At 68.9% G+C, this 26275-nt stretch carries 26 protein-coding genes and 1 tRNA gene; 14 read left to right on the top strand and 13 right to left on the bottom strand.

Annotated elements, in window-relative coordinates; translation table 11 throughout:
- Window positions 1–60 precede the first annotated feature (60 nt).
- From ASF60_RS03130 to ASF60_RS03165, 8 genes are all read left to right on the top strand, one after another.
- Window positions 61–2286 (top strand): glycosyltransferase family 2 protein, encoded by a 2226-nt coding sequence (locus ASF60_RS03130; protein ID WP_244478307.1) that lies wholly within the window; start codon window positions 61–63, stop codon window positions 2284–2286.
- 118 nt (window positions 2287–2404) lie between these two features.
- On the top strand, window positions 2405–3724 hold the full coding sequence (locus tag ASF60_RS03135; RefSeq protein WP_056180258.1) for an SLC13 family permease: 1320 nt from the start codon (window positions 2405–2407) through the stop codon (window positions 3722–3724).
- Window positions 3725–3891: 167 nt separating this feature from the next.
- Window positions 3892–4293: a succinate dehydrogenase, cytochrome b556 subunit gene (sdhC, locus tag ASF60_RS03140; protein WP_056180262.1), complete on the top strand. Its 402-nt coding sequence runs from the start codon at window positions 3892–3894 to the stop codon at window positions 4291–4293.
- Window positions 4294–4305: 12 nt separating this feature from the next.
- Window positions 4306–4719 (top strand): succinate dehydrogenase, hydrophobic membrane anchor protein, encoded by a 414-nt coding sequence (sdhD, locus tag ASF60_RS03145; protein ID WP_056180265.1) that lies wholly within the window; start codon window positions 4306–4308, stop codon window positions 4717–4719.
- 47 nt (window positions 4720–4766) lie between these two features.
- Entirely contained in the window at window positions 4767–6593 is a 1827-nt protein-coding gene (gene sdhA, locus ASF60_RS03150; protein WP_056180270.1) for a succinate dehydrogenase flavoprotein subunit, read from the top strand.
- Between the two features lie 25 nt (window positions 6594–6618).
- On the top strand, window positions 6619–6864 hold the full coding sequence (locus ASF60_RS03155) for a FitA-like ribbon-helix-helix domain-containing protein (protein WP_056180274.1): 246 nt from the start codon (window positions 6619–6621) through the stop codon (window positions 6862–6864).
- Window positions 6861–7703 (top strand): type II toxin-antitoxin system VapC family toxin, encoded by an 843-nt coding sequence (locus ASF60_RS03160; RefSeq protein WP_056180277.1) that lies wholly within the window; start codon window positions 6861–6863, stop codon window positions 7701–7703. The genes ASF60_RS03155 and ASF60_RS03160 overlap by 4 nt, the downstream gene beginning before the upstream one ends.
- Window positions 7703–8506 (top strand): succinate dehydrogenase iron-sulfur subunit, encoded by an 804-nt coding sequence (locus tag ASF60_RS03165; protein ID WP_056180281.1) that lies wholly within the window; start codon window positions 7703–7705, stop codon window positions 8504–8506. Before ASF60_RS03160 ends, ASF60_RS03165 begins: the two co-directional genes overlap by 1 nt.
- 131 nt (window positions 8507–8637) lie before the next feature.
- Here ASF60_RS03165 and ASF60_RS03170 read toward each other — a convergent pair whose 3' ends face one another.
- The 3 genes from ASF60_RS03170 to ASF60_RS03180 all read right to left on the bottom strand — a co-directional run bounded on the left by ASF60_RS03170 (window position 8638) and on the right by ASF60_RS03180 (window position 13892).
- A complete protein-coding gene (locus ASF60_RS03170; protein ID WP_056180284.1) occupies window positions 8638–11802 on the bottom strand; it encodes a multidrug efflux RND transporter permease subunit in 3165 nt (1054 codons plus the stop codon).
- Between the two features lie 3 nt (window positions 11803–11805).
- Entirely contained in the window at window positions 11806–13110 is a 1305-nt protein-coding gene (locus ASF60_RS03175; protein WP_244478308.1) for an efflux RND transporter periplasmic adaptor subunit, read from the bottom strand.
- Window positions 13111–13439: 329 nt separating this feature from the next.
- Window positions 13440–13892 (bottom strand): hypothetical protein, encoded by a 453-nt coding sequence (locus ASF60_RS03180; RefSeq protein WP_056180286.1) that lies wholly within the window; start codon window positions 13890–13892, stop codon window positions 13440–13442.
- A 247-nt stretch (window positions 13893–14139) separates the two neighbouring features.
- Between ASF60_RS03180 and ASF60_RS03185 the strand changes: the two genes are divergently transcribed.
- On the top strand, window positions 14140–14712 hold the full coding sequence (locus tag ASF60_RS03185) for a L,D-transpeptidase (protein ID WP_056180290.1): 573 nt from the start codon (window positions 14140–14142) through the stop codon (window positions 14710–14712).
- A 66-nt stretch (window positions 14713–14778) separates the two neighbouring features.
- Window positions 14779–15579, top strand: coding sequence for a TSUP family transporter (locus ASF60_RS03190; RefSeq protein WP_056180294.1), 801 nt, complete (start codon window positions 14779–14781; stop codon window positions 15577–15579).
- Window positions 15580–15654: 75 nt separating this feature from the next.
- Here the strand turns inward: ASF60_RS03190 and ASF60_RS03195 are convergent, their stop codons facing one another.
- Window positions 15655–15867: a DUF4287 domain-containing protein gene (locus ASF60_RS03195; RefSeq protein WP_056180297.1), complete on the bottom strand. Its 213-nt coding sequence runs from the start codon at window positions 15865–15867 to the stop codon at window positions 15655–15657.
- A 100-nt stretch (window positions 15868–15967) separates the two neighbouring features.
- Window positions 15968–16936 carry an SMP-30/gluconolactonase/LRE family protein gene (locus ASF60_RS03200; protein ID WP_056180301.1) on the bottom strand — a complete coding sequence of 323 codons (969 nt, stop codon included), beginning with the start codon at window positions 16934–16936 and terminating at the stop codon, window positions 15968–15970.
- A 107-nt stretch (window positions 16937–17043) separates the two neighbouring features.
- On the opposite strand from ASF60_RS03200, the gene ASF60_RS03205 reads away from it, so the two are divergent.
- Window positions 17044–17955 (top strand): LysR substrate-binding domain-containing protein, encoded by a 912-nt coding sequence (locus ASF60_RS03205; RefSeq protein ID WP_056180528.1) that lies wholly within the window; start codon window positions 17044–17046, stop codon window positions 17953–17955.
- Here ASF60_RS03205 and ASF60_RS03210 read toward each other — a convergent pair.
- Together ASF60_RS03210 and ASF60_RS03215 are read right to left on the bottom strand one after the other, a co-directional pair.
- Window positions 17931–18977 (bottom strand): MaoC family dehydratase, encoded by a 1047-nt coding sequence (locus ASF60_RS03210; RefSeq protein WP_056180304.1) that lies wholly within the window; start codon window positions 18975–18977, stop codon window positions 17931–17933. The two genes, ASF60_RS03205 and ASF60_RS03210, sit on opposite strands and share 25 nt — an antisense overlap.
- Window positions 18978–19072: 95 nt before the next feature.
- Window positions 19073–19375, bottom strand: coding sequence for a YggT family protein (locus ASF60_RS03215; RefSeq protein WP_056180307.1), 303 nt, complete (start codon window positions 19373–19375; stop codon window positions 19073–19075).
- A gap of 121 nt (window positions 19376–19496) precedes the next feature.
- On the opposite strand from ASF60_RS03215, the gene ASF60_RS03220 reads away from it, so the two are divergent.
- Window positions 19497–19572 (top strand) — tRNA-Ala (locus ASF60_RS03220).
- A gap of 82 nt (window positions 19573–19654) precedes the next feature.
- On the opposite strand, the gene ASF60_RS03225 is transcribed toward ASF60_RS03220, so the two are convergent.
- Window positions 19655–20005, bottom strand: a complete 351-nt coding sequence (locus ASF60_RS03225) for a DUF3140 domain-containing protein (protein ID WP_056180310.1) — start codon at window positions 20003–20005, stop codon at window positions 19655–19657.
- 342 nt (window positions 20006–20347) lie between these two features.
- Window positions 20348–20755, bottom strand: coding sequence for a hypothetical protein (locus ASF60_RS03230; RefSeq protein ID WP_056180313.1), 408 nt, complete (start codon window positions 20753–20755; stop codon window positions 20348–20350).
- Between the two features lie 266 nt (window positions 20756–21021).
- Between ASF60_RS03230 and ASF60_RS03235 the strand changes: the two genes are divergently transcribed.
- Window positions 21022–21516 carry an HD domain-containing protein gene (locus ASF60_RS03235; RefSeq protein ID WP_056180315.1) on the top strand — a complete coding sequence of 165 codons (495 nt, stop codon included), beginning with the start codon at window positions 21022–21024 and terminating at the stop codon, window positions 21514–21516.
- Between the two features lie 113 nt (window positions 21517–21629).
- Here ASF60_RS03235 and ASF60_RS03240 read toward each other — a convergent pair whose 3' ends face one another.
- The 4 genes from ASF60_RS03240 to ASF60_RS03250 form a co-directional block, all read right to left on the bottom strand.
- Complete coding sequence (locus ASF60_RS03240; RefSeq protein ID WP_056180319.1) at window positions 21630–21926, bottom strand: hypothetical protein; 297 nt, start codon at window positions 21924–21926, stop codon at window positions 21630–21632.
- Between the two features lie 339 nt (window positions 21927–22265).
- Complete coding sequence (locus ASF60_RS25060; RefSeq protein ID WP_200940895.1) at window positions 22266–22439, bottom strand: hypothetical protein; 174 nt, start codon at window positions 22437–22439, stop codon at window positions 22266–22268.
- Between the two features lie 140 nt (window positions 22440–22579).
- Entirely contained in the window at window positions 22580–23239 is a 660-nt protein-coding gene (locus ASF60_RS03245; RefSeq protein ID WP_056180321.1) for a 3-oxoacid CoA-transferase subunit B, read from the bottom strand.
- 23 nt (window positions 23240–23262) lie between these two features.
- Window positions 23263–23991: a CoA transferase subunit A gene (locus tag ASF60_RS03250; protein ID WP_056180324.1), complete on the bottom strand. Its 729-nt coding sequence runs from the start codon at window positions 23989–23991 to the stop codon at window positions 23263–23265.
- A gap of 390 nt (window positions 23992–24381) precedes the next feature.
- Between ASF60_RS03250 and ASF60_RS03255 the strand changes: the two genes are divergently transcribed.
- Window positions 24382–26262, top strand: coding sequence for an AsmA family protein (locus ASF60_RS03255; RefSeq protein WP_056180328.1), 1881 nt, complete (start codon window positions 24382–24384; stop codon window positions 26260–26262).
- Window positions 26263–26275: the final 13 nt, after the last annotated feature.

Raw genomic sequence — 26275 nt, forward strand, 5'->3', positions numbered from 1 at the left:
GGCTCAGGGCCTGCCGGCCGGCTCGGCCAGCCCTGAGCCCGCATCGAAGAGGATCCGGGTTTGCCGCGCATTCTACGCTGTCGCCTCGACCCGTTCAGCCAGATCGAGGCGGACGGTTCCCCCGACACGTGGCGCGCGACCGGGTCGGACCCGCATTTCCGGCTCTGGCCGGCGGCCGGACGCAGGCGTCATCGCGGCGGCTGGGTCCGCATCCGCGCCGACCTCACCGCCCTCGACCGGACCAAGCTCGTCCCGATCCTCTACGTCGATGACGGCAAGGGGTTTCGCGAGACGCTGACCATCCCGCTCGAGGCCGATGCCGCCGGCATCGACAACCTGGTGCACTTGCCCCGTCGCGTCCGCGGCCTGCGCCTCGATCCGATGAGCGGTGCCGGCCGCTTCCACCTCGGCCATGTCAGCCTGACGCATCTCGGCGTCGTCGGCGCCACACTGGAGACCGCCCGTCGACTTCTGGACCGGCTGCCGGCGGAGGCGCGCACGGCCACCGGCATCGTGTCCGCGATCCGGGCCACCGCGCGCAAACGACCGGTGCGCGACCTCTGGCGCGACTTCCGCGCCAGCGCCCGGCCGCGCCCCGTGCCGGCCTCCTACACCGCCTGGATCGAGAAGGTCGAAACCCCGTCCCGTCTCAGCGTGGCGGCGATGCGCGCCGAGATCGCGGGCTTTCGCCTGCGTCCGCGCATCTCGATCGTCATGCCGGTCTACGATACACCGAAGCGCTGGCTGGAGGCCGCCATCGCGTCGGTGCAGGCGCAGGCGTACGAGGATTGGGAACTCTGCCTCTGCGACGACAACTCGCCGGCACCGCATATCTGGCCGATGCTCCAGGCCTACGCCGCCGCCGATCCGCGCATCAAGATCCATCGCCGCGCCACCAACGGCCGCATCTCGGGCGCTTCGAACGACGCCATGGCGCTGGCGACCGGCGCCTACATGACGCTGATGGATCACGACGACCTGATCCCCGACAACGCGCTCTACGCGTTCGCCCGCGTCCTGAACGCCGACGACACGGTCGATTTCATCTACTCGGACGAGGACAAGATCTCGATCGACGGCGTGCGCTACGAGCCGTTCTTCAAGCCGGACTGGTCGCCGGAAGCCCTCGAAGCCTGCATGTACACCGCGCATCTGGCGCTCTACCGCATGGACATCGTCCGGCGGATCGGCGGTTTTCGCGATGCCTGCAACGGCGCGCAGGATTACGACTTCGCCCTGCGCTACACCGAGCACGTCCGCAACGTCGTGCACGTGCCGAAGGTGCTCTATCACTGGCGCGCGATTCCGGGCTCCACCGCCCAGACCATGGACAACAAGGACTACGTCATCGCCGCGGCGATCCGAGGTCTGGAGGACCGTGCCCGGCGCACGGGCGAGCTCGACTTCGCCCGCCCGAGCGCGTTCAAGGGCTGTTTCGAGATGCGGCGCAGGCTGACCGCGCGCCCCCGCGTCTCGATCGTGATTCCCACCGCCGGGCGCGACAGCCTCGTCGGCGGCAAGGCGGTCGATCTCCTCGCCGCCTGCCTCGACAGCGTGGCGGCCCTCAGCACCTACCCCGACATCGAGTTCGTGGTGGTCGACAACGGCGACCTGCGCCCGGCAACCGAGGCGGCCCTCGCCCGCCACGGCGCCCGGCGCGTCACCTGGGCGGAGCCGGTCTTCAACGTGGCCGCCAAGATGAATCTCGGCGCCGCCGCGGCGAGCGGCGAAGTCCTGGTCTTCCTCAACGACGACATCGCCGTCATCACCCCCGACTGGATCGAGGCCCTGCTGGCGCAGCTGCAGATCCCCGGCGTCGGCGCGGTCGGCCCCAAGCTCCTGTTCGAGACCGGCGAGATCCAGCACGCGGGCGTCTCGATCGTCGACGCGACGCCCGACCATGTCCGGCGCGGCTATCCGGGCGACGATCCCGGGCACTTCTTCTCCACGGTGGGAACGCGCAACTATCTCGCGGTCACGGGCGCCTGCGTGATGGTGCGCCGCGCCGACTTCGAGAGCATCGGCGGGTTCGATGCAGGCTTCGCGGTCAATTACAACGACGTCGATCTGTGTCTTCGGCTGCGCGAGCGTAACCTGCGCAGCGTCTACTGCCCGCAGGCCAGCCTCTACCATTACGAGAGTCGCAACCGGGCACGCATCGTCGACCCGGCCGAGCACCGGCGCTTCCGGGATCGCTGGGCGGCGAAGCTCCCGCGCGATCCCTATTATGGCGAATGGTTCGAAGCCCTGCCGCCGACCTTCGAACTCGATCCCGCGCGCTTCTGAGCCTTCGCCGCACGCGAAGGCTGAATCGGAAAATCTCGAATTGCGAACCGCTCCAAGGTAGGAGCAGTGTCCCGGCTCATCATCGGGATGGCAGCGGTCGATGCCGGCAGGGACGTTCATGGGCGGGGAGGCGACGGTCGCGGTGACCGCGCTCCTGCTCGTGCTCTGCATGGGCCTGTGGGCGAGCGGCCTCGTCGCCGAGATCGTCACCGCGATGCTGTTCTTCGCCGGCGCGATGCTGTTCCGGCTGGCGCCCCCCGCGACCGTGTTCTCGGGGTTCGCCTCCTCGGCGTTCTGGCTGGTCCTGAGCGGCATGGTGGTGGGGCTCGCCATGACGCGGTCCGGCCTCGGCGACCGTCTGGCGCGAAGCCTCTCGGGCCATCTTTCGGCCTCCTACCCGGCTTTCATCGCGGGCATCGTCGCCCTGTCCTTCGCCGTCGCCTTCGTGATGCCGTCCAATCTCGGGCGCATCGCCCTGCTGGTCCCGGTCGTCCTCGCCCTCTGCGACGCCTTCGGCCTCGGTGCCGGCCGGGCCGGCCGCCACGGCGCCGTGCTGGCGGTGGGCCTCGCAACCCCCCTCCTCTCGGCCGCGATCCTGCCCGCCAACGTGCCGAATCTCGTGATGGCCGGCACCGCGGAGACGCAGTACGGGCTGCACATCGCCTACCTGCCCTACCTGCTGCTGCACGCACCGGTCCTGGCGCTGGCGAAGGGCGCCCTTCTCGTCCTGGCCATTCTCTGGCTGTTTCCGGATCGGCTCGACCCGGGCTCGACCGGCGCCGCCTCGGCGACCGAGCCCTTACCGCCTGAACCCCTGCGCCCCGAGGCCCGGCGCCTCGCCGTGATCCTGGCCGCCACCCTGGCCTTCTGGGTCACCGACAGCCTGCACCACATCGCCCCCGCCTGGGTCGGCCTCGTCGCGGCGATCCTGTGCCTGATGCCGCGCATCGGCGTTTTGCCGGCCGAGGCCTTCGGCGCGGTCAATCTGCGGACCTGCTTCTACGTCGCCGCGCTCCTCGGCCTCGTCGCCACCGTCAACGAGACCGGGCTCGGCGCCCGCCTCGGCCACGCCCTGCTCCACGTCGCGCCGCTGACGCCCGACGCCCCGGCCGCGAATTTCGCGATCCTGACCGGGCTGGCGTCGGTCCTGGCCATCGCGGTCACGGCCAACGGCGCGCCCGCGCTCTACACCGCGCTCGCTGGCGAGATGGCCCGGGCCGGCGGCCTCGACCTGATGGCCGTGGTGATGATCCAGGTCGTGGGCTACTCGACCCTGTTCCTGCCGTATCAGGCGCCGCCCATCGTCCTCGCGATCGATCTCGGAACGGTGCCGCTACGGGCCGCGACGAAGCTGACCCTGGCCATGGGCTTCGCCTCGCTCGTCGTCGTCGCACCCCTGGATTATCTCTGGTGGCGTGCGCTCGGGTGGCTGCCATGAGGGTCCGATGGACGAATGACGAATCGGCGGCTGTGTCGCATGTGCACTGCAGCAAGCCGGGGTTGCGCATTGGCGGGTGCCCGCTAGCACTTTAGAGACAGTCCAAATTTTTCTTGTGGCCCATCTGAAAAAAGGATGGCGTCGCCCAGTCGAGGACCTTCCGCACGATGGCTCCCACCGTCCGTCCCACGGTCGCCCAACCGCTCTCGCCCCATCTCCAGATCTACCGCTGGACCTGGACCATGGCGATGTCGGTGTTCCATCGCATCACCGGCACCGCCCTCTATGGCGGCTCGGCCCTGGTGGCGATCTGGCTGGTGGCCCTCGCATCGGGTCCGGGCGCCTACGGCACCGTGGCCTGGTTCTTCGGCTCGATCGTCGGGCGCCTCGTGCTGTTCGTCTACACCTGGATCCTGATGCACCACATGCTCGGGGGCCTGCGCCACTTCATCTGGGATTTCGGCCACGGCCTCGACCGGGAGCGCCGCATGTGGCTCGCTCGCGGCACGCTCATCGGCTCCGTGATCCTGACTGTCCTGATCTGGGCGCTCGCCCTCGTGCTGCGCTGAGGAGCCGTCCCGATGGTCGATAACCGCCAGAACACCAACGTCACCATGCGTACGCCACGCGCCCGCGTGAAGGGCCTCGGCGCCTCCGGCCACGGCGCCGGCCATTGGTGGCTGCAGCGGCTCACCGCCGCCTCCAACGCTCCCCTGATGATCGCGTTCGTGGTCATCGTCGCGCTGATGGCCAATCGCCCCTACCCCGAGGCGATCGCCCTGATGTCGCACCCGGCGGTTGCGCTCATCCTGATCCTCGCCGTGATCTCGGTCACGCTCCACATGAGGATCGGCATGCAGGTCGTCATCGAGGATTACGTCCACCACAAGGGACTGAAGCTCGCGGCCTTCTTCGCCAACAATTTCTACGCGGTCATCGTCGCCGTCGCCTGCCTGTACGCGATCCTCCGCGTCAGCCTCGGCAAGCTCGTCTAGCCCGGCACGCTCGTCTGACCCGCATCCCGAACCCGAAGGATCTGCCCATGGCCACCAACGGAACCGCCACCAACGGCAACGGCGCCCCCGCCTACACCATCAACGACCACACCTTCGACGTGGTGGTGGTCGGCGCCGGCGGCGCGGGCCTGCGCGCCACCGTGGGGTGCTCCCAGGCCGGCCTGCGCACCGCCTGCATCTCCAAGGTGTTTCCGACCCGGTCGCACACCGTGGCGGCCCAGGGCGGCATCTCGGCCTCCCTCGGCAACATGGGACCGGACGACTGGCGCTGGCACATGTACGACACCGTGAAGGGGTCGGACTGGCTCGGTGACCAGGACGCGATCGAGTACCTCGTGCGCAACGCCCCGGCGGCGGTCTACGAACTGGAGCATTGGGGCGTGCCCTTCTCCAGAACCGAAGAGGGCAAGATCTATCAGCGCCCGTTCGGCGGCATGACCACCGATTACGGCAAGGGCACCGCCCAGCGCACCTGCGCGGCGGCCGACCGCACCGGCCACGCCATGCTGCACACCCTCTACGGGCAGGCGGTGAAGAACCACACCAACTTCTTCATCGAGTACTTCGCCCTCGACCTGATCATGGACGAGGAGGGCCGCTGCCTCGGCGTCATCGCCATCGACCAGGCCAGCGGCGAGATCCACCGTTTCCGCGCCCAGCAGACCATCCTGGCCACCGGCGGCTACGGCCGCTCGTACTTCTCGGCCACCTCCGCCCATACCTGCACCGGCGACGGCAACGCCATGGTGCTGCGCGCCGGCCTGCCGCTGCAGGACATGGAATTCGTGCAGTTCCACCCCACCGGCATCTACGGCGCCGGCTGCCTGATCACCGAGGGCGCCCGCGGCGAGGGCGGCTACCTGACCAATTCCGAGGGCGAGCGCTTCATGGAGCGCTACGCTCCCTCGGCCAAGGACCTCGCCTCCCGCGATGTGGTCTCGCGCTCGATGACCATGGAAATCCGGGCCGGGCGCGGCGTCGGCAAGTCCAACGACCACATCTACCTGCACCTCGACCATCTCGACCCAGCCATCCTGCACCAGCGCCTGCCGGGCATCTCCGAATCGGCCAAGATCTTCGCGGGCGTCGACGTCACCAAGGAGCCGATCCCGGTGCTGCCGACGGTCCACTACAACATGGGAGGCATCCCGACGAACTATCATGGCGAGGTGCTGACCCTGAAGAACGGCAACCCCGATACGGTGGTGCCGGGCCTGATGGCGCTGGGCGAGGCGGCCTGCGTCTCGGTGCACGGCGCCAACCGGCTCGGCTCGAACTCGCTGATCGACCTCGTGGTGTTCGGCCGGGCCGCCGGGCTGCGCTGCGCCGAGATCGTCGAGCCGGGCGCCCGCCAGATGGACCTGCCGAAGGACTCCGCCGACAAGGCGCTCGCCCGCCTCGACCGCTTCCGCTACGCCAACGGTGGCACCCCGACCGCGCAGCTGCGTGCCGAGATGCAGAAGACCATGCAGAACAACTGCGCGGTGTTCCGCACCGGCGAGGTTCTGGAGGAGGGCAAGACCCTCATCCACAAGGTCGCCGACGGCATTCCGGACATCCACGTCAACGACCGCTCGCTGATCTGGAACACCGACCTCCTCGAGACCCTGGAATTCGACAACCTGATCGGTCAGGCCGTCGTCACCATGGAATCGGCGGCCAACCGCAAGGAGAGCCGCGGCGCCCATGCCCGCGAGGACTTCCCAGACCGCGACGACAAGGAATGGATGAAGCACACGCTCGCCTGGATGGACGACACGTCGAAGCAGGTCAGCATCGATTACCGCCCGGTTCACACCTACACGATGTCGAACGAGATCCAGTACATCGAGCCGAAGGCACGGGTGTATTGAGGACCACGGACTGGAGGCCCTCGCCATGGGCGAACTGATGATCAGGAACGTCGACGACGAGACTGTCCAGCAGATCTCGTCTCGGGCGAGGCGACATGGTCGTTCGATCGAGCATGAGGTTCTCACCCTGCTGCGCGACGGCCTCGCTGCGGAGCGTGCGGTGGTACTGCAGGACCGGGTGGCGCGCGTCGCGCGGATTGCCGCGATGGTTCCGAAATCGATCATGCAGACCGACAGTGTGGACCTGATCCGGGAGGATCGCGACAGGTGAAGTTCGTGATCGACACGTCGGTGGCGGTGAAGTGGTTCCTTCCGGAATCAGGGCACGACACCGCCGTGGCGCTGCTTGCGACGGAGGCCACGCTTCAGGCCCCCGACCTGATCTTCACGGAATTCGCCAGGGCGCTGCAAAAGAAGATTCGCCTCGGAGAGGCGGATTGGGAGGTGGCCAAAGAAAGCTGTGCGGCCCTTCCGCACCTGTTCGTATCCATTTCCCCGACCCTCGTTCTGTTCCAAAGGGCACTGGAGATCGCCGTGGCCATGAGCCACCCCGTTCAGGACTGCATCTTCCTCGCCTGTGCTGAACAGGCGGGATCATGCGTCGTCACCGCCGATCTGAAGCTGATCGAGAAAGCAACCGAACGCAATTTCGGCCATCTGCTGCTTGGCCTTGAGAACGCCGTGTCGGCGGCATCACGGAGTCAGGCATGGGTTGCGATTCCACAGGATCGCATCGACGGCATCGTCAGCTTGAGCGCTCAGGTCGTTGCAACCTTCGAACCTCTACGCGGGTCGTCCGCGGCATTGACCGAGCGCTACGTTTTCGTTCCGGCAAACGTTTCCGGTCCTGCCGTCGAGGCGCCGGACTTCCTACGACTCAAAAGCCTGATTGCAGATCTGCCGATTTCGGATCTGCGAGATCTCGTCACTGTCTGCTGGCTCGGACGCGGCTTCGACGGTGGTGATTGGATCGACATCCGGGAGCAGGCGGAACGCCTGATCGGCCCCGAGGACCGGAATTACGTGCTCTCGCTCGTCAGCTACCTGTCCGCAGGTCTCGAACGCGCCCGGGCCTCTCCATTCTCTCCAGATATGCACAGGGGTTCCTGATGGCTGAATTCACCCTTCCCAAGAACTCCAGGGTCACCGAGGGCAAGACCTGGCCTCGGCCCGCGGGGGCCAACAACCTCCAGGAATTCCGGATCTATCGCTGGAATCCTGACGACGGGAAGAACCCGCGCGTCGACGTCTACCAGGTCGACCGGGACGATTGCGGGCCGATGGTGCTCGACGCCCTGTTGTGGATCAAGAGCAAGGTCGACTCGACCCTGGTGTTCCGCCGCTCCTGTCGCGAGGGCATCTGCGGCTCCTGCGCCATGAACATCGAGGGCCAGAACGCGCTGGCCTGCACCATGGGCATCGACGAGTGCCAGGAGCACGCCAAGGGCAAGAAGACCGGCGCGGTGCGGATCTACCCGCTGCCGCACATGCCGGTGCTGAAGGACCTCGTTCCGGACCTGACCAACTTCTTCGCTCAGCACGCCTCGATCGAGCCCTGGCTCCAGACCGAGACGCCCGCGCCCGAGGGCGAGTGGAAGCAGACCCCCGAGGACCGGGCGCAGCTCGACGGCCTGTACGAGTGCATCCTCTGCGCCTGCTGCACCACCTCGTGCCCGAGCTACTGGTGGAACGGTGATCGCTTCCTCGGCCCGGCCGCCCTGCTCCAAGCCTATCGCTGGTTGATCGACAGCCGCGACGAGAGCACCGGCGAGCGCCTCGACGCCCTGCACGATCCGTTCCGGCTCTATCGCTGCCACACGATCATGAACTGCGCCAACGCCTGCCCGAAGAGCCTGAACCCGGCCAAGGCCATCGCGGAGATCAAGAAGATGATGATCGCCCGAGAGGTGTAGCTTTTCCCCTTCCTCGTAAGACCCACTGAAAAGGGCGCGCGGTTCTGAACCGCGCGCCCTTTTTGATTGTCCATTGCCCGATGTTCGTAGCCTGCCCTGAGGCCGCGCAGCGGCCTCAGGGTGGCGCCGTCCTACTCGGCGGGTGCGTGGTGCGGCACGTGCACGGCACCGGGCTCGGCCTCCGACCGGATGCCCTCGGTGGCGTCCTTGCGCCGGAAGATCCGCATCACCACCACGAAGAACACCGGCACGAACAGCACGGCCAGCACGGTGGCCGAGACCATGCCGCCGAGCACGCCGGTGCCGATCGCCTGCTGGCTCTTCGAGGCCGCGCCGGTGGCGATCGCCAGCGGCACCACGCCGAAGATGAAGGCCAGCGAGGTCATCACGATCGGCCGGAAGCGCAGCGTCGCCGCCTCGATGGTCGCGTCCACCAGGGAGGTCCCGGGCTTCCACAGGTCCTTGGCGAATTCCACGATCAGGATCGCGTTCTTGGCCGAGAGACCGATGATCGTGATGATGCCAATCTTGAAGTAGACGTCGTTGGGCAGACCGCGCAGGTAGACCGCCGCCACCGAGCCGATCACCCCGAGCGGGATCACCAGCAGCACCGAGAACGGGATCGACCAGCTCTCGTAGAGCGCGGCGAGGCACAGGAACACGATCAGGATCGACAGCCCGAGCAGCAGCGAGGCCTGCGAGCCCGCCTGTTTCTCCTGCAGCGACTGACCGGTCCAGGCGTAGCCGAAGCCTTTCGGCAGCTGCTCCATCAGCCGCTCCATTTCGTTGAGCGCGTCGCCCGAGGTGTAGCCCGGGGCCGGCTCGCCGGTAATGCGGACCGACTGGTAGCCATTGAAGCCGATGATCTGGGCCGGGCCGACGCCCCATTTCAGGTCGGCGAAGGAGGACATCGGCACCATGGTGCCGGAGGCGTTCTTCACCCCGTAATTCAGGATGTCGGCCGCCTTCAGGCGCTGCGCGTCTTCCGCCTGGACGATGACGCGCTGCATCTTGCCCCGATTGGGGAAGTCGTTGGTGTAGACCGAGCCGAGATTGACCTGGATGGTGTTGTTGATCTCCTCGAAATCGACCCCGAGGGCGGCCGCCTTCTCGCGGTCGATGACGAGTTCCGCCTGCGGCGCCGGGGGCAGGCCCTCGACATAGACTTTCTGCAGGACGGGGCTCTTGCGGGCGAGCGACAGCAACTGCTCCTGGGCCGCCATCAGGGCCGAGTAGCCCTTCTGCGCGCGGTCCTGGAGTCGGAAGCTGAAGCCGGAGGCGTTGCCGAGGTTGTCGATCGGCGGCGGCTCGAGGGCCTGGATCACCGCGTCCTTGTAGGATGCCAGCGCCTTGTTGGTGCCCTCGATCAGCTTGGCGGCCGAGTTGTCGGCATCGCGCTCGCCCCAGGGCTTCAGGGTGACGAAGGCCTGCGAGGTGACCTGTCCCTGGCCCGAGAACGAGAAGCCGTTGACCACGGTCACGGTGGCGACGCCCGGCTGCGCCAGGAGGTGTTCCTCGACCTTCTTCACCGCCGCCTCGGTGCGGTTGAAAGAGGAGCCGGGCGGGGTCTGGATGTCGACGGTGAAGAAGCCCTGGTCCTCCACCGGCAGGAAGCCCTCCGGCAGGCGCAGGAAGGCGTAGCCGAGGCCGATGACCAGGGCGAGGTAGACCAGCATGACCCGGCCGGAGCGCTTGATCAGGCCGGCGACGCCGCGGCCATAGCGGGCGGTCTCGCGGTCCACCACCCGGTTGAACCAGCCGAAGATGCCGCCCTTGGAATGGCCGTGGCCCTTCTCGATCGGCTTCAGCAGGGTGGCGCACAGGGCCGGGGTCAGCGACAGGGCCAGCAGCGCCGAGAAGGCGATCGACGTCACCATCGCGATGGAGAACTGGCGGTAGATGATGCCGACCGAGCCGGGGAAGAACGCCATCGGGATGAACACCGCGATCAGAACCAGCGTGATGCCGATGATGGCGCCGGTGATCTGGGTCATCGCCTTGCGGGTGGCCTCCTTCGGGGAGAGGCCCTCCTCGTTCATGATGCGCTCGACGTTCTCGACCACCACGATGGCGTCGTCGACGAGGATGCCGATGGCCAGCACCATGCCGAACATGGTGAGCACGTTCACCGAGAAGCCGGCGAGCAGCATCACCGTGCAGGTGCCCATCAGGGCGATCGGGACCACGATGGTGGGGATGAGCGTGTAGCGGATGTTCTGGAGGAAGACGAACATCACGATGAAGACCAGCACCACCGCCTCGACCAGGGTGTGCAGAACCTTCTCGATGGAGGCCTCGACCGCCGGGGTGATGTCGTAGGGGATGTCCCATTTCACGTTCGACGGGAAGAACTGCGACAGCTCCTCCATCTTGGCGCGGATGGCCGAGGCGGTCTGGAGGGCGTTGCCGTCGGGGGCCAGGGTCACCGAGATGCCGGCGGCCTCGCCGCCGTCGAGGCGGGTGGTGAATTTGTAGTCCTCGCCGCCGAGCTCGATCCGGGCGACGTCGCGCAGGCGCACGTTGGAGCCGTCGGAATTGGCGCGCAGCACGATGGCGCCGAACTCCTCCGGCGCGGTCATCTGGCCCTTCACGATGATGGGGAAGTTGACCGGGTTGCTCTGCGGGCTGGGCATCGCGCCGACGGCGCCGGACGCGATCTGGACGTTCTGGTTGGAGATCGCCTTCGACACGTCGGAGGCGTTGAGCGACAGGCCGCGCAGCTTGTCGGAATCGATCCAGATGCGCAGGCTGCGCTCGGTGGAATACAGCGTCGCGCGCCCGACGCCCGGGATGCGGCGGATCTCGTTGATGACGTTGCGGATCAGGAAGTCGCCGAGGGCGATCTCGTCCATCGATTTGTCGGGCGAGACCAGGGTGATGATCTGCAGGGTCGCGGCGGAGGCCTCCTCCACCAGGGTGCCCTGCTGGCGCACCTCCGCCGGCAGGCGGGCCTCGACGCGCTTGAGGCGGTTCTGCACCTCGACGCCCGCGAGGCTCGAATCGGTGCCGGGCTGGAATTGCGCGGTGATCTCGACCACGCCGAAGGCGTCGCTGGCCGATTCGAAGCTGAGGATGTTGGCGGCACCGTTCAGCTCATCCTCGATGAGCCGGGTGGTGCCGGTGTAGAGGTTCTCCACCGACGCGCCCGGATAGGCGGTCGAGAGCGCGATGGAGGGCGGCGCGATCACGGGATACTGCGCCACCGGCAATTGCGGGATCGTGAGCAGGCCGCCCAGGATGATGAAGAGGGCGACGACCCAGGCGAAGACCGGCCGGTCGATGAAGAAGCGAGCCATGGTTCAGCGCACCTGCGACACGGGCTTGGGGGCAGCCGTATTGGGTGCCGCCGTCTGGGGCGACGCGGGCTTGGGCGCGCCCGGCACCTCGGCGGCCTCGGGCTCCGGAACTTCGGTGTCGCGGGGCTTCGGCTCGGCGTCGGCGGTGGCGACCCGCAGCTCGACGGTCTTCACCTGCTGGCCGGCGGTGATCTTCTGCACGCCCTCGACGACCACGCGGTCGCCGGCCTTCAGGCCGGAGCGGATGACCCACTGGTTGTCGACCACCGGGCCGACCTCCACCGGCTGAAGCATGACCTTGCTGTCGTCGCGCACCACCCAGACCTCGGCCTTGCCGTCGTTGGTCCGCTGGATCGCCTGCTGCGGCACCGCGAGCGCATCGGTGTCGATGCCCTGCTTGATGCGGGCACGCACGTACATGCCGGGGAAGAGCTCGTCGTGCGGGTTCGGGAACAGCACGCGCAGGGTCACCTGCCCGGTGCTCGGATCGGCGGTGACATCGGAGAACAGCAGCTTGCCGGCCGAGCCGTAGAGCGTCCCGTCATCCATGATGAGGTGGACGTTGGCGGTGTCGGCCGAGAGGCGCGAGAGTTCGCCGCTGGCGAGATCCCGGCGCAGCTTGTTCAGCTCGCCGACCGACTGGGTGATGTCGACGTAGATCGGGTCGAGCTGCTGGATGGTGGCGAGGTTGGCGGCGCCGCCCTGCTCCACCAGGGTGCCCTCGGTGAGCAGCGCGCGGCCGATGCGGCCGGAGATCGGGGCGCGGACATCGGTGTAGCCGAGATTGAGCTTGGCCCGGTCGCGCGTCGCCTTGGCGCCCGCGACCTCGGCCTGGGCCTGCTTCAGGCCCGCATAGGCGGCGTCGTACTGCGCCTGACTCGCGGTCTGGCGCGAGAGCAGCTGCTCCAGGCGGTCGGCCTGCTGTCCGGCGAGGACCTGCGCGGCCTCGGTCCGGGCCAAGGCGGCCTCGGCGCTCTGCAGCTCGACCTCGAACGGGGCCGGGTCGATCTTGTAGAGAACGTCGCCTTCCTTGACCAAGCTGCCCTGCTCGAAGGTGCGCTTCACCACGAGGCCGGAGACGCGCGAGCGCACCTCGGCGATGCGCAGCGGCGCGACGCGGCCCGGCAGGTCGCGCACGTAGGGGATCGGCTGTTCGCGGACGGTGACGATGCTGACTTCGGGCACCGGTCCGGGGACCGGGGCCGCCGCCTGCTGTTTCTGATTGCAGGCCGATAGGGCGACCAGGACGATGCCCGCGGCGAGCGCGGTCGGCCGGGCCCCGAACAGGCGGTGGTTGAAAGACGTCACGATCGCGTCGCTCCTGCGCAATTCCGGCGGATGGCCCGCAGACACGGGCCGGCATCGCCGCGTTCAAGGTCCGGGCCCCCTGATCGCCGCGCGCGGCTGGGGCCATGGCAAGCGCCGGGCCATTCTGCATGGCCGGACGTGGGGTGGTGGCGGTCACAGGTGCGGCGGCTTGGCCCGTGCCCAGGGGGCGCGGATCGGCCGGACCCGGTCCGAATCGTCCGATGACGAGGCTGGGATGGCGCACAATCTGGGCGTTCCGACGACGCAGGTTGTATTCGACACGAAAAAGTCAGGTCGAATCCCGCGTCCGCCGGAAAGCGGCAGACGGTTCAGGCCGGAAGCACGAGCCTGGGGGGCCGATCGGGGGGCGCGACCGCCCGTGTGGCGGGCGCCGGCAGGACGCGCGGCAGGACGAGGCGATCCATCCGGTGCTCGGTCGCCTGCGGGATGCGCAGGGCCGCGACGTTGCCGTAGCTGTCGTCGAGGTCGATCATCGCGGCCGAGATGCGCAGGTTCGTGTCCCGATTCGGCGGCAGCGTCGAAGAGGCCATCACGGCCTGACGCTCGAAACCGCGCGGGACCTCGCCCGCCATCCGCAGGAGCGGCAGCACGGCGCAGACCAGAAGCAGCATCGCGAGGAGACCCGACGCGAGCACGCCGAGAGCCCGCAGGACCGGGCGCGCCAGGATCGGCGAAGCCCGGAGACGCCCGGGCGAAGCCGGGACGCGCTCGGGCGAAGCCGGTTCGGCGGCGCGCGCGGTATGGAAATCTGCGGAACTCACGGTTCCGAGTCTGGGGTCAAAGGGCCTTGGCCGCAAGTTCCTGCGGCATTGTGTCAGGGCGGACGGGCGGAGCGGAGAGCCCGAGTCGCGGGCGTTGCCGGGATCACACAGGGGCGGCGCCTTCGATCCCGGCTCGGTTGACCGCCCTCTTCCATCCCGCCAAGGCTCTCGCCCTCGACCACATGCCTTCCGGACACGCCGGGCGCTCGCGCCTGCGCTCCCCCGGTTATCGGCTGGAGGACAGACCATGCAGACGCGCCGCGCTCTCGCCGCATCCGCCCTGGCGGCGGCCCTGACCCTTGCGACCGGACCGGCCTTCGCCGGCAACCCGTTCGACAGCGGGCCGATCGCCGACTTCATGAACATCTTCAAGGAGCAGGCGATCCCGCGCGAGACCGTCGCCTGGAAGGGCGCCGAGAAGCCCGGCACCATCGTGGTCTCCACGAGTCAGCGCCGGCTCTTCTACGTGCTCGGCGGCGGCCAGGCCGTGCGCTACGGCGTCGGCGTCGGCCGCCAGGGCTTCTCGTGGTCCGGCGAGAAGACGGTGACGATGAAGAAGGAATGGCCGGATTGGCGCCCGCCGGCGCAGATGCTGGCGCGCCGGCCCGACCTGCCGCGCTTCATGGCCGGCGGCCAGGACAACCCGCTCGGCGCCCGCGCCCTCTATCTCGGCTCCTCGCTCTACCGCATCCACGGCTCGAACGAGCCCGAGACGATGGGCGCCGCCGTCTCGTCCGGCTGCATCCGCATGACGAACAAGGACATCGTCGACCTCTACGATCGCGCCAAGGTCGGCACCAAGGTCGTCGTCCGCAACTGAGGACGGCCACCACCCCGGCGAGACCGCCGCCGGCCGGCCTCGCTGGACCTGAGACGTGAGGACGGGATGATCTTCGGAGTCGATATCGGCCTGATCGCGGGTCTGTTCGCGGTCGCGCTGGCGGCCGGCTGCGTCGACGCAATCGCGGGCGGCGGCGGCCTCCTGACCCTGCCGGCTCTGCTGCTCGCCGGTCTCGATCCCGTCTCCGCCATCGCGACCAACAAGCTCCAGGGCAGCGCCGGCGCGGTCTCCTCCACCCTCGCCTTCGCCCGCCGCCGCCTGATCCACTGGCCGGACGCCTGGAAAATCGCGGTGAGCGCCGGCTGCGCCTCCATCGCGGGCGCGCTCTGCGTCAGCCTGCTGCCGCGGCCGGTTCTCGACGCGGCCGTGCCCATCCTTCTGGTGGCGATCGCGATCTATTTCGCCACCGCCAAGCGCATGAGCAACGAGGACGCCACCGCCCGCATCACGCCGAACTGGTTCGCCCTGACCTGGGCGCCGGCGGTCGGCTTCTATGACGGCGTGTTCGGTCCCGGTGCCGGGGCCTTCTACATGATCGGCTTCGTCACCCTGCTGGGGCTCGGCGTGGTGAAGGGCACCGCCCACACCAAGCTCGCCAACGCGGCGAGCAACCTCGGCAGCCTCGCCCTGTTCGCGCTCGGCGGCCACGTGGTCTGGGCCATCGGTCTGGTGATGGCGGTGGGCGCCTTCCTCGGCGCGCAGATCGGCTCGCGCCTGGCGATCCGCATGGGCGCCCGCCTGATCCGTCCCCTTCTCGTCACCATCGCGTGCCTGATGGCCTTGCGCCTCCTGTCCGACCCGGCCAATCCGCTGCGCCGCGCCGTGGCCGGATGGTTCGGGGGGTGATCGCCGAACGCGGTCGCCAGTAAAGCCGAGGGCTTCGCGAGCTTCGCTGCACGTCGGTGTCTCGGCGGGATGGCGTCACGCTTTCCGCGTCGCCAGGACATGCGCCACGATCGCGTTGGCGTGTCCATGGCCCATGCCATGCTCGGTCTTCAGCATCGCGACGAGTTCCATGTGCCTCGCCGGAAGCCTGTCGAGAACGATCTGCTGCCAGAAGGCGATGGGCCGGCCATACGTCTTCTCGATCGACGGGAAATAGGAGGCCGGACCTTTGGTCGTCTCGGTTGCCACGGCGCGTCGTCCTTCGCGTGCAGGCGGATGACTTCAATGTGAACAAGCCAACCTGAACACATCCTGCCGCCTTCGCAACCATGGCACGGAGCCGGTCGGGTCACGGGCGGCCGGGCCGAAGGTAGCGAGCGACGCGCTGGCCGGTGAAGCTGGCGACCCAGACCTCGCCGCCGACCCCGAGGGCTCCGGTCGCGCCGCCGAAGCGGGAATCCCCGCCGCGCACGACGACACGGGTCGCCAGGGTTTCGGGATCGACCTCCACCACCGTGAAGGCCATCGGGCACGGCCGTCCGGCGGCCTCGCAGCCGAACACCGCGCGCGGCGTCGCGTTCTGGCCTGCCAGCAGCAGGCGTCCATCCGATCCCCAGCGCAGGTTGTCCGGAAGGAAGTCGAGATCGACAGCGGTGATGCCGCCCTCCCCCGTCAGCGGGAAGCGCCAGAGCCGGCGCGTCGCCCATTCGGACACGATCACGAAGCGACCATCGCGGGTGAGTTCGATCCCGTTGGCACCGGAGAGCGGGCGTGGGGCGATCGAAGCCCATCCGCCCTCGGGCGACCAGTGCCAGACCCCGCCGGTGGGCGTGCCGGCCTCGAACTTCGCGAGGAAGTCCGGATCGTCGGGATCGAACATGCTGGTCACGACGAAGCCGCCCTCCGGGGTCGGCGCGATGCCGTTGCCCCAGGTGCCCGGCGGCATCGCCACCCGGCGCACGGCCCGTCCGCGCGGGCCGGAGGGCGTCACCGCGAGATCGAAGATGTCGACCGCTTCGCCCGCGCCGTGATCGACGACGTAGAGTTCGAACGCGCCCGGGCCGGTGGCCCGGGTGTTGATGCCGTGGGGTGAGAACGTGCCGGCGACGGGGGCGCCCGTCAGCATGTCCGCCGAGGGAAACAGGGCGAAAGGCGGGCGGTCCGGATGCTCCGTATCCACGACGGAGAGGCGGCCGCCGCCGCCCCGGGGCGACGGCATGCTGCTGACGACGATCCAGGCGGTTCCCTCAAGGCGCACGAGATCCTCGGGATGGGGAACGTTCTCCACGAAGGCGTAGGGGGGCGTCGCGTGGTCCATGGCTGTTTCCGGTCGGGATGCGGGCGCACAACGTCCATCGCCGCAACTTTGGAAACAATGGCTCGCCTGGGACTGGCACTGCGGACGGATACGCTATGATTCCGCACATGGACCGCCTCGCCGCCCTCACCGCCTTCGTCCGCACCGCCGATGCCCGCAGCTTCGCAGCCGCCGCCCGCACCCTCGGGCTGTCCCCGTCGGCCATCGGCAAGAGCGTCGCCAGGCTGGAAGCCGAATTGGGCGTCCGCCTGCTCCAGCGCACCACCCGGAGCGTCAGCCTCACGGCGGAAGGCGCCCTGTTCCTCGAACCGTGCCGCAGGGCGCTCGATGCCTTGGCCGAGGCGGATCTCGCCGTCGGCGCGCTGGCGTCGTCCCCACGCGGACGGCTGCGACTGAGCTTGCCGACGATCGGGTATCGCTTCCTGGTGCCGCTGATGCCGGGCTTCGCCCGACTCTATCCCGACATCCGGCTCGATCTCGATTTCAGCGATCGGATGGTGGATCTGGTCGAGGAAGGCTTCGATGCCGCGATCCGCAGCGGCGTGCCAGCGGATTCGCGCATGGTGGCGCGCCGGATCGGTGGTTTCCGGATGGTGCTGTGCGCGGCGCCGTCCTACCTCGCGCGGGCCGGAACCCCCCGTGGCGTCGACGATCTGAGCGCCCATGCCTGCCTGCGTTTCCGGCAGGCATCGGCGGCGAACCCGCAGCCCTGGGTCCTGCGCGGCATGGCCGCGACGGCCGCCGACGCCTTTCCGACCCCCCTCGTCGCCAGCAACATGGAGGCCCTGCGCGCCGCCGCCATCGCGGGTCTGGGGATCGCCGCGATGCCGCGCTTCCTGGCCGCCGAGGCGCTGTCACAGGACGCGCTGACGGAAGTCCTTCCGGAGGCTCTGGCCGAGGGCGGCGATTTCTGGCTCGTCTGGCCCTCGAACCGCCACCTGTCGCCGAAGCTCCGCGTCTTCGTCGACTTTCTGGTCGCGAATTTCGACGCGGATCAGCGCGGCATGAAGGCCCAGTAATCCAGGTCGAGGATGACCGACGGGTCGTAGCCGTCGCCGGTCTTGTCGGGGTGGTTGCCGCAGGGCTGGTTCTTGGTGGCGACGGTGCGCAGGCGCAGGGCGCCGATGTCGGTGCGGCCGGGCAGGTCGGCGGTCTCCAGCACCTCGCTCCAGGCATAGACGGTGTCGCCGGCAAACAGAGGGGCCACGTGGCGCCCGGCATTGATGCCCGCCAGCGCGAAGGCGTTGCCCAAACCGTTGAAGCTGAGGGCGCGCGCGAGCGAGATCACGACGCCGCCGTAGATCAGGCGCCGACCGAAACGGGTGTCCTTGGCCGCGTAGCCGTCAAAATGCACCTTGGCGGTGTTCTGGTACAGGCGTGTGGCGATCTGGTGCTCGGCCTCCTCCACGGTCATGCCGTCGACATGGTCGATCTTCTCGCCCACCACGTAGTCGCCGAAGCGGTGCGGCGAGCCGGCGAGTTCGACGTCGTAGGCGCCCGGATTCAGGGGCGGCAGGGCGCTCGCGAGGTCGGCCGGGTCCACCACCTTGGCGAAGGTCGGCACGTGCTCCTGCGCGATCGTCGCCTCGGGGTCGCGCTTCTTCACCAGCACCCAGCGGCAATAGCTCAGCACGGTCTCGCCCTGGGCGTCCGAGCCGGTGGAGCGCACGTAGACCACGCCGGTCTGGCGATTCGAGCTCTCCTTGAGGCCGATGACTTCGGACACGGTCGAGAGGGTCTCGCCCGGATAGACAGGCCGGCGGAAGCCGCCCTCGGCGTAGCCGAGATTGGCCAGCGCGTTGAGGGAGATGTCCGGCACGGTCTTGCCGAAGACCACGTGGAAGGTGAGGAGGTCGTCGAGCGGGCTCTGCGGATAGCCGATGGCGCGCGCGAAGGCGTCCGAGGATTGCACGGCGAAGCGGGGGCCGTAGAGCGCGGTGTAGAGCGCGACGTCGCCGAGGGTCACCGTGCGCGGGGTGGCATGGCGGATGGTTTCGCCGAGGCGGTAATCCTCGAAGAAGCGGCCGGGATTGGTCTTCATGATTCGGGCGTCCCTCGAACGGCGCGGCGGCTCGCGTTTCTTGTTGTGTCGGGCTGGGCGGCGAGCCGGGACCGGCTCGCCGCCACGGTGCCGGGTCAGCCCGGATAGACGACGGTCTGGGTCGGCACGAACTCGTGCAGCAGGCGGCTCGCGAACAGCAGCAGCAGCACCAGCACGATCGGCGAGAGGTCGACGCCGCCGAGGTTCGGGAGAATGTTGCGGATCGGGCGCAGCACCGGCTCGGTGAGGCGGTAGAGCACCTCACCGATCTGCGACACGATCGGATTGCGCACGTTCACCACGTTGAACGCGACGAGCCAGCTCAGGACCGCGCTGGCGATGAGGACGTAGATGTAGAGCTGCACGACGGTGTCGAAGAGCCAGATGAAGGCGTTCATGCGCGGAAACGATGTCCTCGTGGCCCGCGCTCGCGGGACGCATCACGCGCACGCAAAGCTGCAGGATTTCTGGAATTGACAGGTCGACGTGGGCAAGCCTAAAAGGCCGCCACCCCGGAACGGGGCTGTAGCTCAGATGGGAGAGCGCCGCAATCGCACTGCGGAGGTCAGCGGTTCGATCCCGCTCAGCTCCACCAGGTTACCCCCAGGCGCGGGGGCTGCCGGTGGTTTTTTCCAACACCCTGCTCGCGAGACATCGCGACGGCCGATCCGGTCCGGTCAGTCGTGCTTGAGCGGATCGTGGCCCCAGTTCATCAGCGACAGGCGCCAGGGCGAGTCCTTCACCGCGCTCTTGTCCTCCGGGCCGCCCTGCTTCAGGTGGCGGTGGACGTAGCCGACGACCTTCGCCATGTGGGCGTAATCGTCGTCGCTGAGATCGGCTTTCTTGGTCCTCAGCAGCGCGACGATGCGCCGGCCCTCGCGATGGCCCGTGGCTTCGCCGCCGCCCGTCTTCTGTCCGACGGACTGGCTCTCGTCCGTCTCCAGGTAGGCTTCCAGCTTGGCCGGGGTCATGTTCACGGCTTCGTGGAAGGCCGCGAAGGTTTCGGCGTGGTCGTCGGCCTTGGCCATGGTGTCGTCTCCCGAAAAGTCGGGCGAGAAACCGGGGCAAAACCCCGCGGGTTCCGCGCCCGCGACGGCGCGACCCGCACGCCTGGCCTCAGGCGATCAGCCAGGCCACCGCCATCACGCCGGCGAAGAAGATCCCGTACGTCGCCAGGACGGCGACGATCTCACGGTGCTGGATGACGAGGTTTTCAGAGGCGGACAGCATGGCGGTATGGCCGGGTGTGGAACGAACCCACTCATGTCACGGCCGCCCTGAAAATTCGATGATCTCGACTACGGTGCCGGCGAGGAAATTGCCGATGTCTCCCGGCCGCCACAGCCGGGTCCGGCGACCTCCGTCGAGCCTCAGGCGGGAACGCCGGAGGGCTGGTCGAACAGGAAGCCGTCGATCGCCGGAATGGTGACGGCGAGGCCGGCCCCGGCGCCGTAGCTCGCCTTGGTGAGGCGCCACGGCGAATCGGTCCGAGCCCGGATGGCCTCGGAGGGACGCAGGCGGCGCGCCGTGCCGTCGGTCGCGATCTCCTCGATCGTTACGAAGCCGTAGACCTGGAGCCGGGCCGCGATGAGCTTCGTCTCCCGGTCGCCGGCCGCCACCGGGAGGCTGCCGGTGGCGTAGACCGAATCCATCAGCGCGCGCTGCTCGCTGCGGCGTGCCGCCAGACCACCCCGGGGTGCGGCCGCTTCCGTGTGCTGGGTGCGAAGGGCGCGTCGGAAGGGAACCACATTGTCCATCGTCGCCGGAACGCTGCCCATACGCCACTGTCCTCACGCTGTGCCCGAAGGCCGGGGAACGCCCCCTGATGATCCCTTGATTTCGATGGTTCCGCTTAATGGGCCGCTAACGCTGCCGGACGGCGGCGTCCCGTTTCCGGGCCATCGCGTTCCAGAGGCCCCGCGCGATGCGGCGATCGTCCGCGCGCGGGATGGTTTACGGTCCCGCGGAATCGGGGCAGACACGGCGGAAGCGGTCAAAGGCGGGCGTTTCCGCGCCCGGCGGCGGCCCTGCGGAAGGACGCGTCATGGCATCCATCTTCGAGGCCCACAGCTTCGCGATCGTCGCGCATGCGGGACAGATCGATAAGGGCGGGCAGCCCTATATCCGGCACCTGGAGCGCGTCGCCAACGCCTCCGTGGCGCGGGCGGGCCATGCCAAGTCGGTGGATCGCCTCGCCCTCGATCCGATGCAGGTGATGCAGGCGGCGATCCTGCACGACGTCCTGGAAGACACCCCGACGACGCCGGTGGCCCTGCGCGCCAAAGGTTTCCCGGATGCGGTGATCGCGATGGTCGTGATGCTGACCAAGCCGCCGGAGCCGATGCCCTACGACGCACGCATCGCCGCGCTGATCGCCAAGGGCAACCTCGGCGCGATCCTGATCAAGATGTCCGACACCGAGGACAATCTCAGCCCGGACCGCACCCTCAAGGGCGGCGAGGCGCGGCGCGCGGCCTATGCCGAGGCCTTCGGTCGCCTGAAGGCGGCCGCCGCGTCCCTCGGCTACACGGGTGCCTGACGGCCCGACGACAAACGGCCCCACAGCGGTTCAGGCTGCGGGGCCGAATGTCACGAGGCGGCCCGGTCGCGAACGACCGGGCCGGTTGATTCAGCGCTGAGCTGATCGCGCGCTTACTTGCCGCTCGGGGCCGCGCCGCTGCCGGTCTCGCCGTTGCCGCCGGTGCTGCCGCCGGGCGCACCCACCGTCGCGGTGCTCGGGCCGCCCGAGGTTCCGGCCGGCGCCATCGTGGAGCCCGTGCTCGCCGGCGCGCCGGTGCGCTCCATCGACTTCTCGCTGTTGCTCTTCACGCTGCCCGGGTTGTTCATGTTGCCTTCCGCAGACCCGCCGCCGGCGGCGGTCTGGGCGAAGGCCGATCCCGTCAGGGCGAGGGCAAGGGAGCTGGCGATGGCAAAGGTCTTGATGGACATGCTGCGTTGTCTCCAAGTTCTTGGTATGTGGTGGAGTTCTTGGTATGTGGTGGACAAACGCGGCCGTGTCTCATTTGTTCATCCCGGCACGATGATTTTCACCGAGCGCGACAAACATTTAGCGTCATCTCAGTAAGGTGCCGTTTGACCGGCGGACTATTCAGCCTGGGCCGGTTCGCGTGCAATCCAGAGCTGTGGTCATGGCCCGATGATCCGGTCTCGACGGGCCGTGGACGCGGCCGCGAGATCGTGCCCCGAGGGGGGCGGCTGGCGCCACCGGTCCGGCACCGGCGACGGGCGCGCGAGGCGGCTTGGACCGCCCCGCTCCTTGGGCTCCGCTCAGGTGTCGCTCTCGGCCCGGTCGGTGTTCTGCTCGGGCTCGTCGACGGTATAGCCTTCGAGCCAATCCGCGCTATTCTGCGAGCCGGCCGGGTAGGGATTCGCGTCGTCGGGCTGCCCCGCCGCCTTGGCCGCCCGGCCTTCGTCCAGAACCTGCTTCGAAATCGCCGCCATGTGGTTCGCTCCCCTGTTGTCGTCCTGCGTCAGCTAGGGCGCCGAGCACGAGCGGGGACCGGCCGGACGGCAAAAACCCGCCGCGACGGTGCGTCGGGCGGGTTTGGAGGCTTGTTTGCGAGCGAGGCTGCCTGCGGCGATCAGGCGAGCTTGGTGGTGAACCGCCCGGTGGTCTTGCTGCGGATTTCGTCCTCGGTGACCCCGTCGGCGAGTTCGACCAGCGTCATGCCGCCGTCGCCCTTCTTGTCGATCAGGAAGACGCCGAGATCGGTGATGACCATGTCGACCACGTGGGTGCCGGTGAGCGGCAGGTCGCAAGCCTCGAGCAGTTTCGGGCTCTCCGACCCGTCCTTGCCCTTGGCGGTGTGCTCCATCACCACCACGACCTTCTTGACGCCGGCCACGAGGTCCATGGCGCCGCCCATGCCCTTCACCATCTTGCCGGGGATCATCCAGTTGGCGAGGTCGCCGTTCTCGGCCACCTGCATGGCGCCGAGGATGGACAGGTTGATGTGCCCGCCCCGGATCATCCCGAAGGATTCGGCCGAGGAGAAGTAGCTGGTGGTCGGCAGCGCCGTGATGGTCTGCTTGCCGGCATTGATGAGGTCGGCATCCTCCTCGCCCTCGTACGGGAACGGCCCCATCCCGAGCATGCCGTTCTCGGATTGCAGCTGCACCGACATGCCGTCCGGAATGTAGTTCGACACGAGGGTCGGGATGCCGATGCCGAGGTTCACGTAGAAGCCGTCCTGCAGCTCCCTGGCGGCGCGCGCCGCCATCTGTTCGCGGGTCCAGGCCATGATCGTGGTCTCCTTGTCGACTCTCAGACGGCGGCGGCGGGCACGGCGGGCTCGCCGCGCGTGCGGGTGGTGCGCTGCTCAATGCGCTTCTCGCGCACCGGCACGTGAACCATGCGCTTCACGAAGATGCCGGGGGTGATGATGGTGTCGGGGTCGATCTCGCCGGGCTGCACCAGGTGCTCGACCTGCGCGACCGTGACCTTGGCGGCGGTGGCCATCATCGGATTGAAGTTCCGCGCCGTCTTCCGGTAGATCAGGTTGCCCTCGGTGTCGCCCTTCCAGGCATGCACGATGGCCAGATCCGCGAACAGGCCGCGCTCCATCACGTAGTCTTCGCCGTCGAATTCGCGGACATCCTTGCCCTCGGCGATCAGGGTGCCGACGCCGGTCTTGGTGTAGAAGGCCGGGATGCCGGCGCCGCCGGCGCGGATGCGCTCGGCCAGGGTGCCCTGCGGGTTGAACTCGATCGCCAGTTCGCCGCCGAGGTATTGCCGGGCGAATTCCTTGTTCTCGCCGACATAGGACGAGATCATCTTGGCGACCTGTCGGGTCTCCAGGAGCTTGCCGAGGCCGACGCCGTCGATGCCGGCATTGTTCGACACCACGGTCAGGCCCTTCACGCCGGACTCGCGGATCGCGTCGATCAGGGCGTCGGGAATGCCGCAGAGGCCGAAGCCCCCGCACATGATCATCATGCCGTCCTTCAGCACGCCGGCGAGCGCCGCCGTGGCGTCCGGATAAACCTTCTTCATGGAAGCCCTCCTGGTGGGTTTGTTCTTCGTCGGCGCGACCGTCACGCGAAAGTCGCGTCCTGCCAAGCCCTTGTGACGAGGCCGCCGTTACATTTCACAGGGCGCGGCATGCCGCCCGGCCTTTGAGCGCGTCGAACTCCGGCGGGCAAGCGGTGTCCGGCGATGTGCGTGTTCACCCCCTCGGCGACGTACATGCGTCTTCGGCGTGCATCCTTCTGCGCAGTGGATGAGACTCCCGCAGCCGGCCGGCTCGGGGAGACAAGCCGGCCGTCGAGGACTATCAGGGATGGTCGCCGGTTCATCCGGCGTCGCGGCTGCCCGGGGCCGATGGGCCTTTCCCCGCGACGATCGCGCACCGCGTCGCTCGGGTCAGGCGCCGGATGGAGTGGAATGCCGCTGCGCCGCATCCTATCGATACTGAGCCTCGGGGCGTTCGGAGCCGCCCTGGTGGCGGCCTGCCTGCCCTGGTCGGTCTCGACGCCGCGGCTGAAGGGCATCGTGGCCCGGGACTTCGTGCGCGCCTACGGGCTCGCCCTGACGGCCGAAGGTCCGACCGACGTGACGCTGCTGCCGCTGCCGCGCCTCGGCTTCCGGAACGTGACCCTCGCGTCGGGGGGCCGCGACGGGCCGGTCCTGGCGCAGGGCGGTACGCTGTCGCTGCAGCTCAACCTTCTCGCGCTGCTGACCGGGCGCCTCGACGTGAACACCCTGACGCTCGACGGGGCGGCGGTGCATCTGCCCGCCGGCGACGGGGATTCACGCTGGGCCGAGCCGATCCGCCTGCTTCAGGCCCGCCTCGCGGCCGACGGCGCCGCGCATCCGCGCCGGATCAGCCTGTCGCGCGCCACCGTCACGGGCTTCGATCCGCGCGACGGATCGCCCCAGACCGCCCGCGACCTCGACCTCACGCTGTCCTGGCCGCTCTGGAGCGCACAGGCCGAGCTGTCCGGCAGCTTCCAGTGGAGCGCGATGCCGACCCGGTTCACCCTCTCGGGCCTGCGGGTCGTCGACCTCCTCGACGGCGGCGTGACCCCCTTTGCGCTCTCCGCGACCTGGTCCGCCGGAACCCTGACGGCCGAGGGCAACGGCCTCGCCCGCGCCGACGGCCTGACGCTGACCGGCCTCGGACAGTTCGAGACGCGGTCCCTGCCGGAGACCCTGGCCTGGGCCGGCGGCACCGTTGCGCTCTCGCCCTTCGTCGGGGCGTTCGGTCTATCGGGAAGCTTCGAGGTGGACGGGCGCCGCCTCCTCCTGCCCAACGTCCGGGTGTCGTTCGGCGACAACCAGCTCGAAGGGGCCGGCTCCATCGTCTTCGGCCCGGATCGGCCGGCGGTGCAGGCGACCCTGGCGGCCGAGACGCTCAATCTCGCCCCGGCCCTGGCCGACGTGCTCCGGACCGCCGGAATCACCTCCGTCCCCGAGGGCGCGCCGGACTGGCGCACGCGTCCCCTCGCCCTCGGCCCCTACACCGGCGGCGACCTCGACCTTCGGATCTCGGCGGGGGCCGCCCGGTTCGGACCGGTCCTGGCGGAGGATCTGGCGGCGAGCGTCCTGGTCCGCGCCGGAAACATCGAGGCGTCCCTCGGCCGCGCCACCCTGGCCGGCGGCACGCTGAAGGGGCGCCTCGTCCTGGCCGCCGTGCCTGGAAACCCGGCCGCGACCGATGCGCGGTTGCAGGGCGCCTTCGATCGGCTCGACCTCGCCGCCGTCCCGGCGGACCTGCGCCCGGAGCCCTGGATTCTCGGCGCCGCGCAGGGTCAGTTCCAGGCCGAGGCCTCCGGCGCCGATCTGCAGGCCTTCCTGGGTCAACTCGACGGCCAAGCGACCTTGGCGATCGACGGGGGCACCCTGGTCGGGTTCGACCTGACCGAGGCGGCCCTGCGCCATCGGACGCCGGTCCGGCAGGTCGGGCGCACGGCCTTCGACCGCGCCGTCCTCGGCCTGCGCTTCCGCGACGGCGTCGGCGAGATCACCGAAGGCACGATGGAGGGCGTCCTGATGGCCGCCTCCCTGCGCGGGACCGTGTCCCTGCCGGACCGCCGCTGCGACACCCTGGCGGAGATCACCGCGCGCGGCGGCCAACCGGAGGGCGCCAAGCGGGCACCGATGCGCTTCCGCATCGCCGGGCCGTTCGGTGGCCTCGACGTCCAGAGCCTGACCCGGGAGACCGAGCCCGACCTGCGCGGCGGCGCCATGGTGCCGCCGAACGGCCCGCGCAGCCCCGCCGCCGGATGGGCGCTCCCGGCCGGAGCCCGCGCCTACGCGCCGTGACGGGCCGGGGCGG

The organism is Methylobacterium sp. Leaf113 (assembly GCF_001423325.1).
In the GTDB taxonomy this organism is placed as follows: domain Bacteria; phylum Pseudomonadota; class Alphaproteobacteria; order Rhizobiales; family Beijerinckiaceae; genus Methylobacterium.

Bases quoted from the DNA above. Each gene is read 5' to 3' on its own strand.
- ASF60_RS03170 (WP_056180284.1), bottom strand. From the start codon at position 11,802: ATGGCTCGCTTCTTCATCGACCGGCCGGTCTTCGCCTGGGTCGTCGCC.
- ASF60_RS03210 (WP_056180304.1), bottom strand. From the start codon at position 18,977: ATGAAGACCAATCCCGGCCGCTTCTTCGAGGATTACCGCCTCGGCGAA.
- ASF60_RS03225 (WP_056180310.1), bottom strand. From the start codon at position 20,005: ATGGCCAAGGCCGACGACCACGCCGAAACCTTCGCGGCCTTCCACGAA.
- ASF60_RS03205 (WP_056180528.1), top strand. From the start codon at position 17,044: ATGGACCGCCTCGCCGCCCTCACCGCCTTCGTCCGCACCGCCGATGCC.
- ASF60_RS03165 (WP_056180281.1), top strand. From the start codon at position 7,703: ATGGCTGAATTCACCCTTCCCAAGAACTCCAGGGTCACCGAGGGCAAG.
- ASF60_RS03190 (WP_056180294.1), top strand. From the start codon at position 14,779: ATGATCTTCGGAGTCGATATCGGCCTGATCGCGGGTCTGTTCGCGGTC.
- ASF60_RS03185 (WP_056180290.1), top strand. From the start codon at position 14,140: ATGCAGACGCGCCGCGCTCTCGCCGCATCCGCCCTGGCGGCGGCCCTG.
- ASF60_RS03230 (WP_056180313.1), bottom strand. From the start codon at position 20,755: ATGGGCAGCGTTCCGGCGACGATGGACAATGTGGTTCCCTTCCGACGC.
- ASF60_RS03250 (WP_056180324.1), bottom strand. From the start codon at position 23,991: ATGAAGAAGGTTTATCCGGACGCCACGGCGGCGCTCGCCGGCGTGCTG.
- ASF60_RS03255 (WP_056180328.1), top strand. From the start codon at position 24,382: ATGCCGCTGCGCCGCATCCTATCGATACTGAGCCTCGGGGCGTTCGGA.
- ASF60_RS03200 (WP_056180301.1), bottom strand. From the start codon at position 16,936: ATGGACCACGCGACGCCCCCCTACGCCTTCGTGGAGAACGTTCCCCAT.
- ASF60_RS03245 (WP_056180321.1), bottom strand. From the start codon at position 23,239: ATGGCCTGGACCCGCGAACAGATGGCGGCGCGCGCCGCCAGGGAGCTG.
- ASF60_RS03235 (WP_056180315.1), top strand. From the start codon at position 21,022: ATGGCATCCATCTTCGAGGCCCACAGCTTCGCGATCGTCGCGCATGCG.
- sdhC (WP_056180262.1), top strand. From the start codon at position 3,892: ATGGCTCCCACCGTCCGTCCCACGGTCGCCCAACCGCTCTCGCCCCAT.
- ASF60_RS03240 (WP_056180319.1), bottom strand. From the start codon at position 21,926: ATGTCCATCAAGACCTTTGCCATCGCCAGCTCCCTTGCCCTCGCCCTG.
- sdhD (WP_056180265.1), top strand. From the start codon at position 4,306: ATGGTCGATAACCGCCAGAACACCAACGTCACCATGCGTACGCCACGC.
- ASF60_RS25060 (WP_200940895.1), bottom strand. From the start codon at position 22,439: ATGGCGGCGATTTCGAAGCAGGTTCTGGACGAAGGCCGGGCGGCCAAG.
- sdhA (WP_056180270.1), top strand. From the start codon at position 4,767: ATGGCCACCAACGGAACCGCCACCAACGGCAACGGCGCCCCCGCCTAC.
- ASF60_RS03215 (WP_056180307.1), bottom strand. From the start codon at position 19,375: ATGAACGCCTTCATCTGGCTCTTCGACACCGTCGTGCAGCTCTACATC.
- ASF60_RS03135 (WP_056180258.1), top strand. From the start codon at position 2,405: ATGGGCGGGGAGGCGACGGTCGCGGTGACCGCGCTCCTGCTCGTGCTC.
- ASF60_RS03155 (WP_056180274.1), top strand. From the start codon at position 6,619: ATGGGCGAACTGATGATCAGGAACGTCGACGACGAGACTGTCCAGCAG.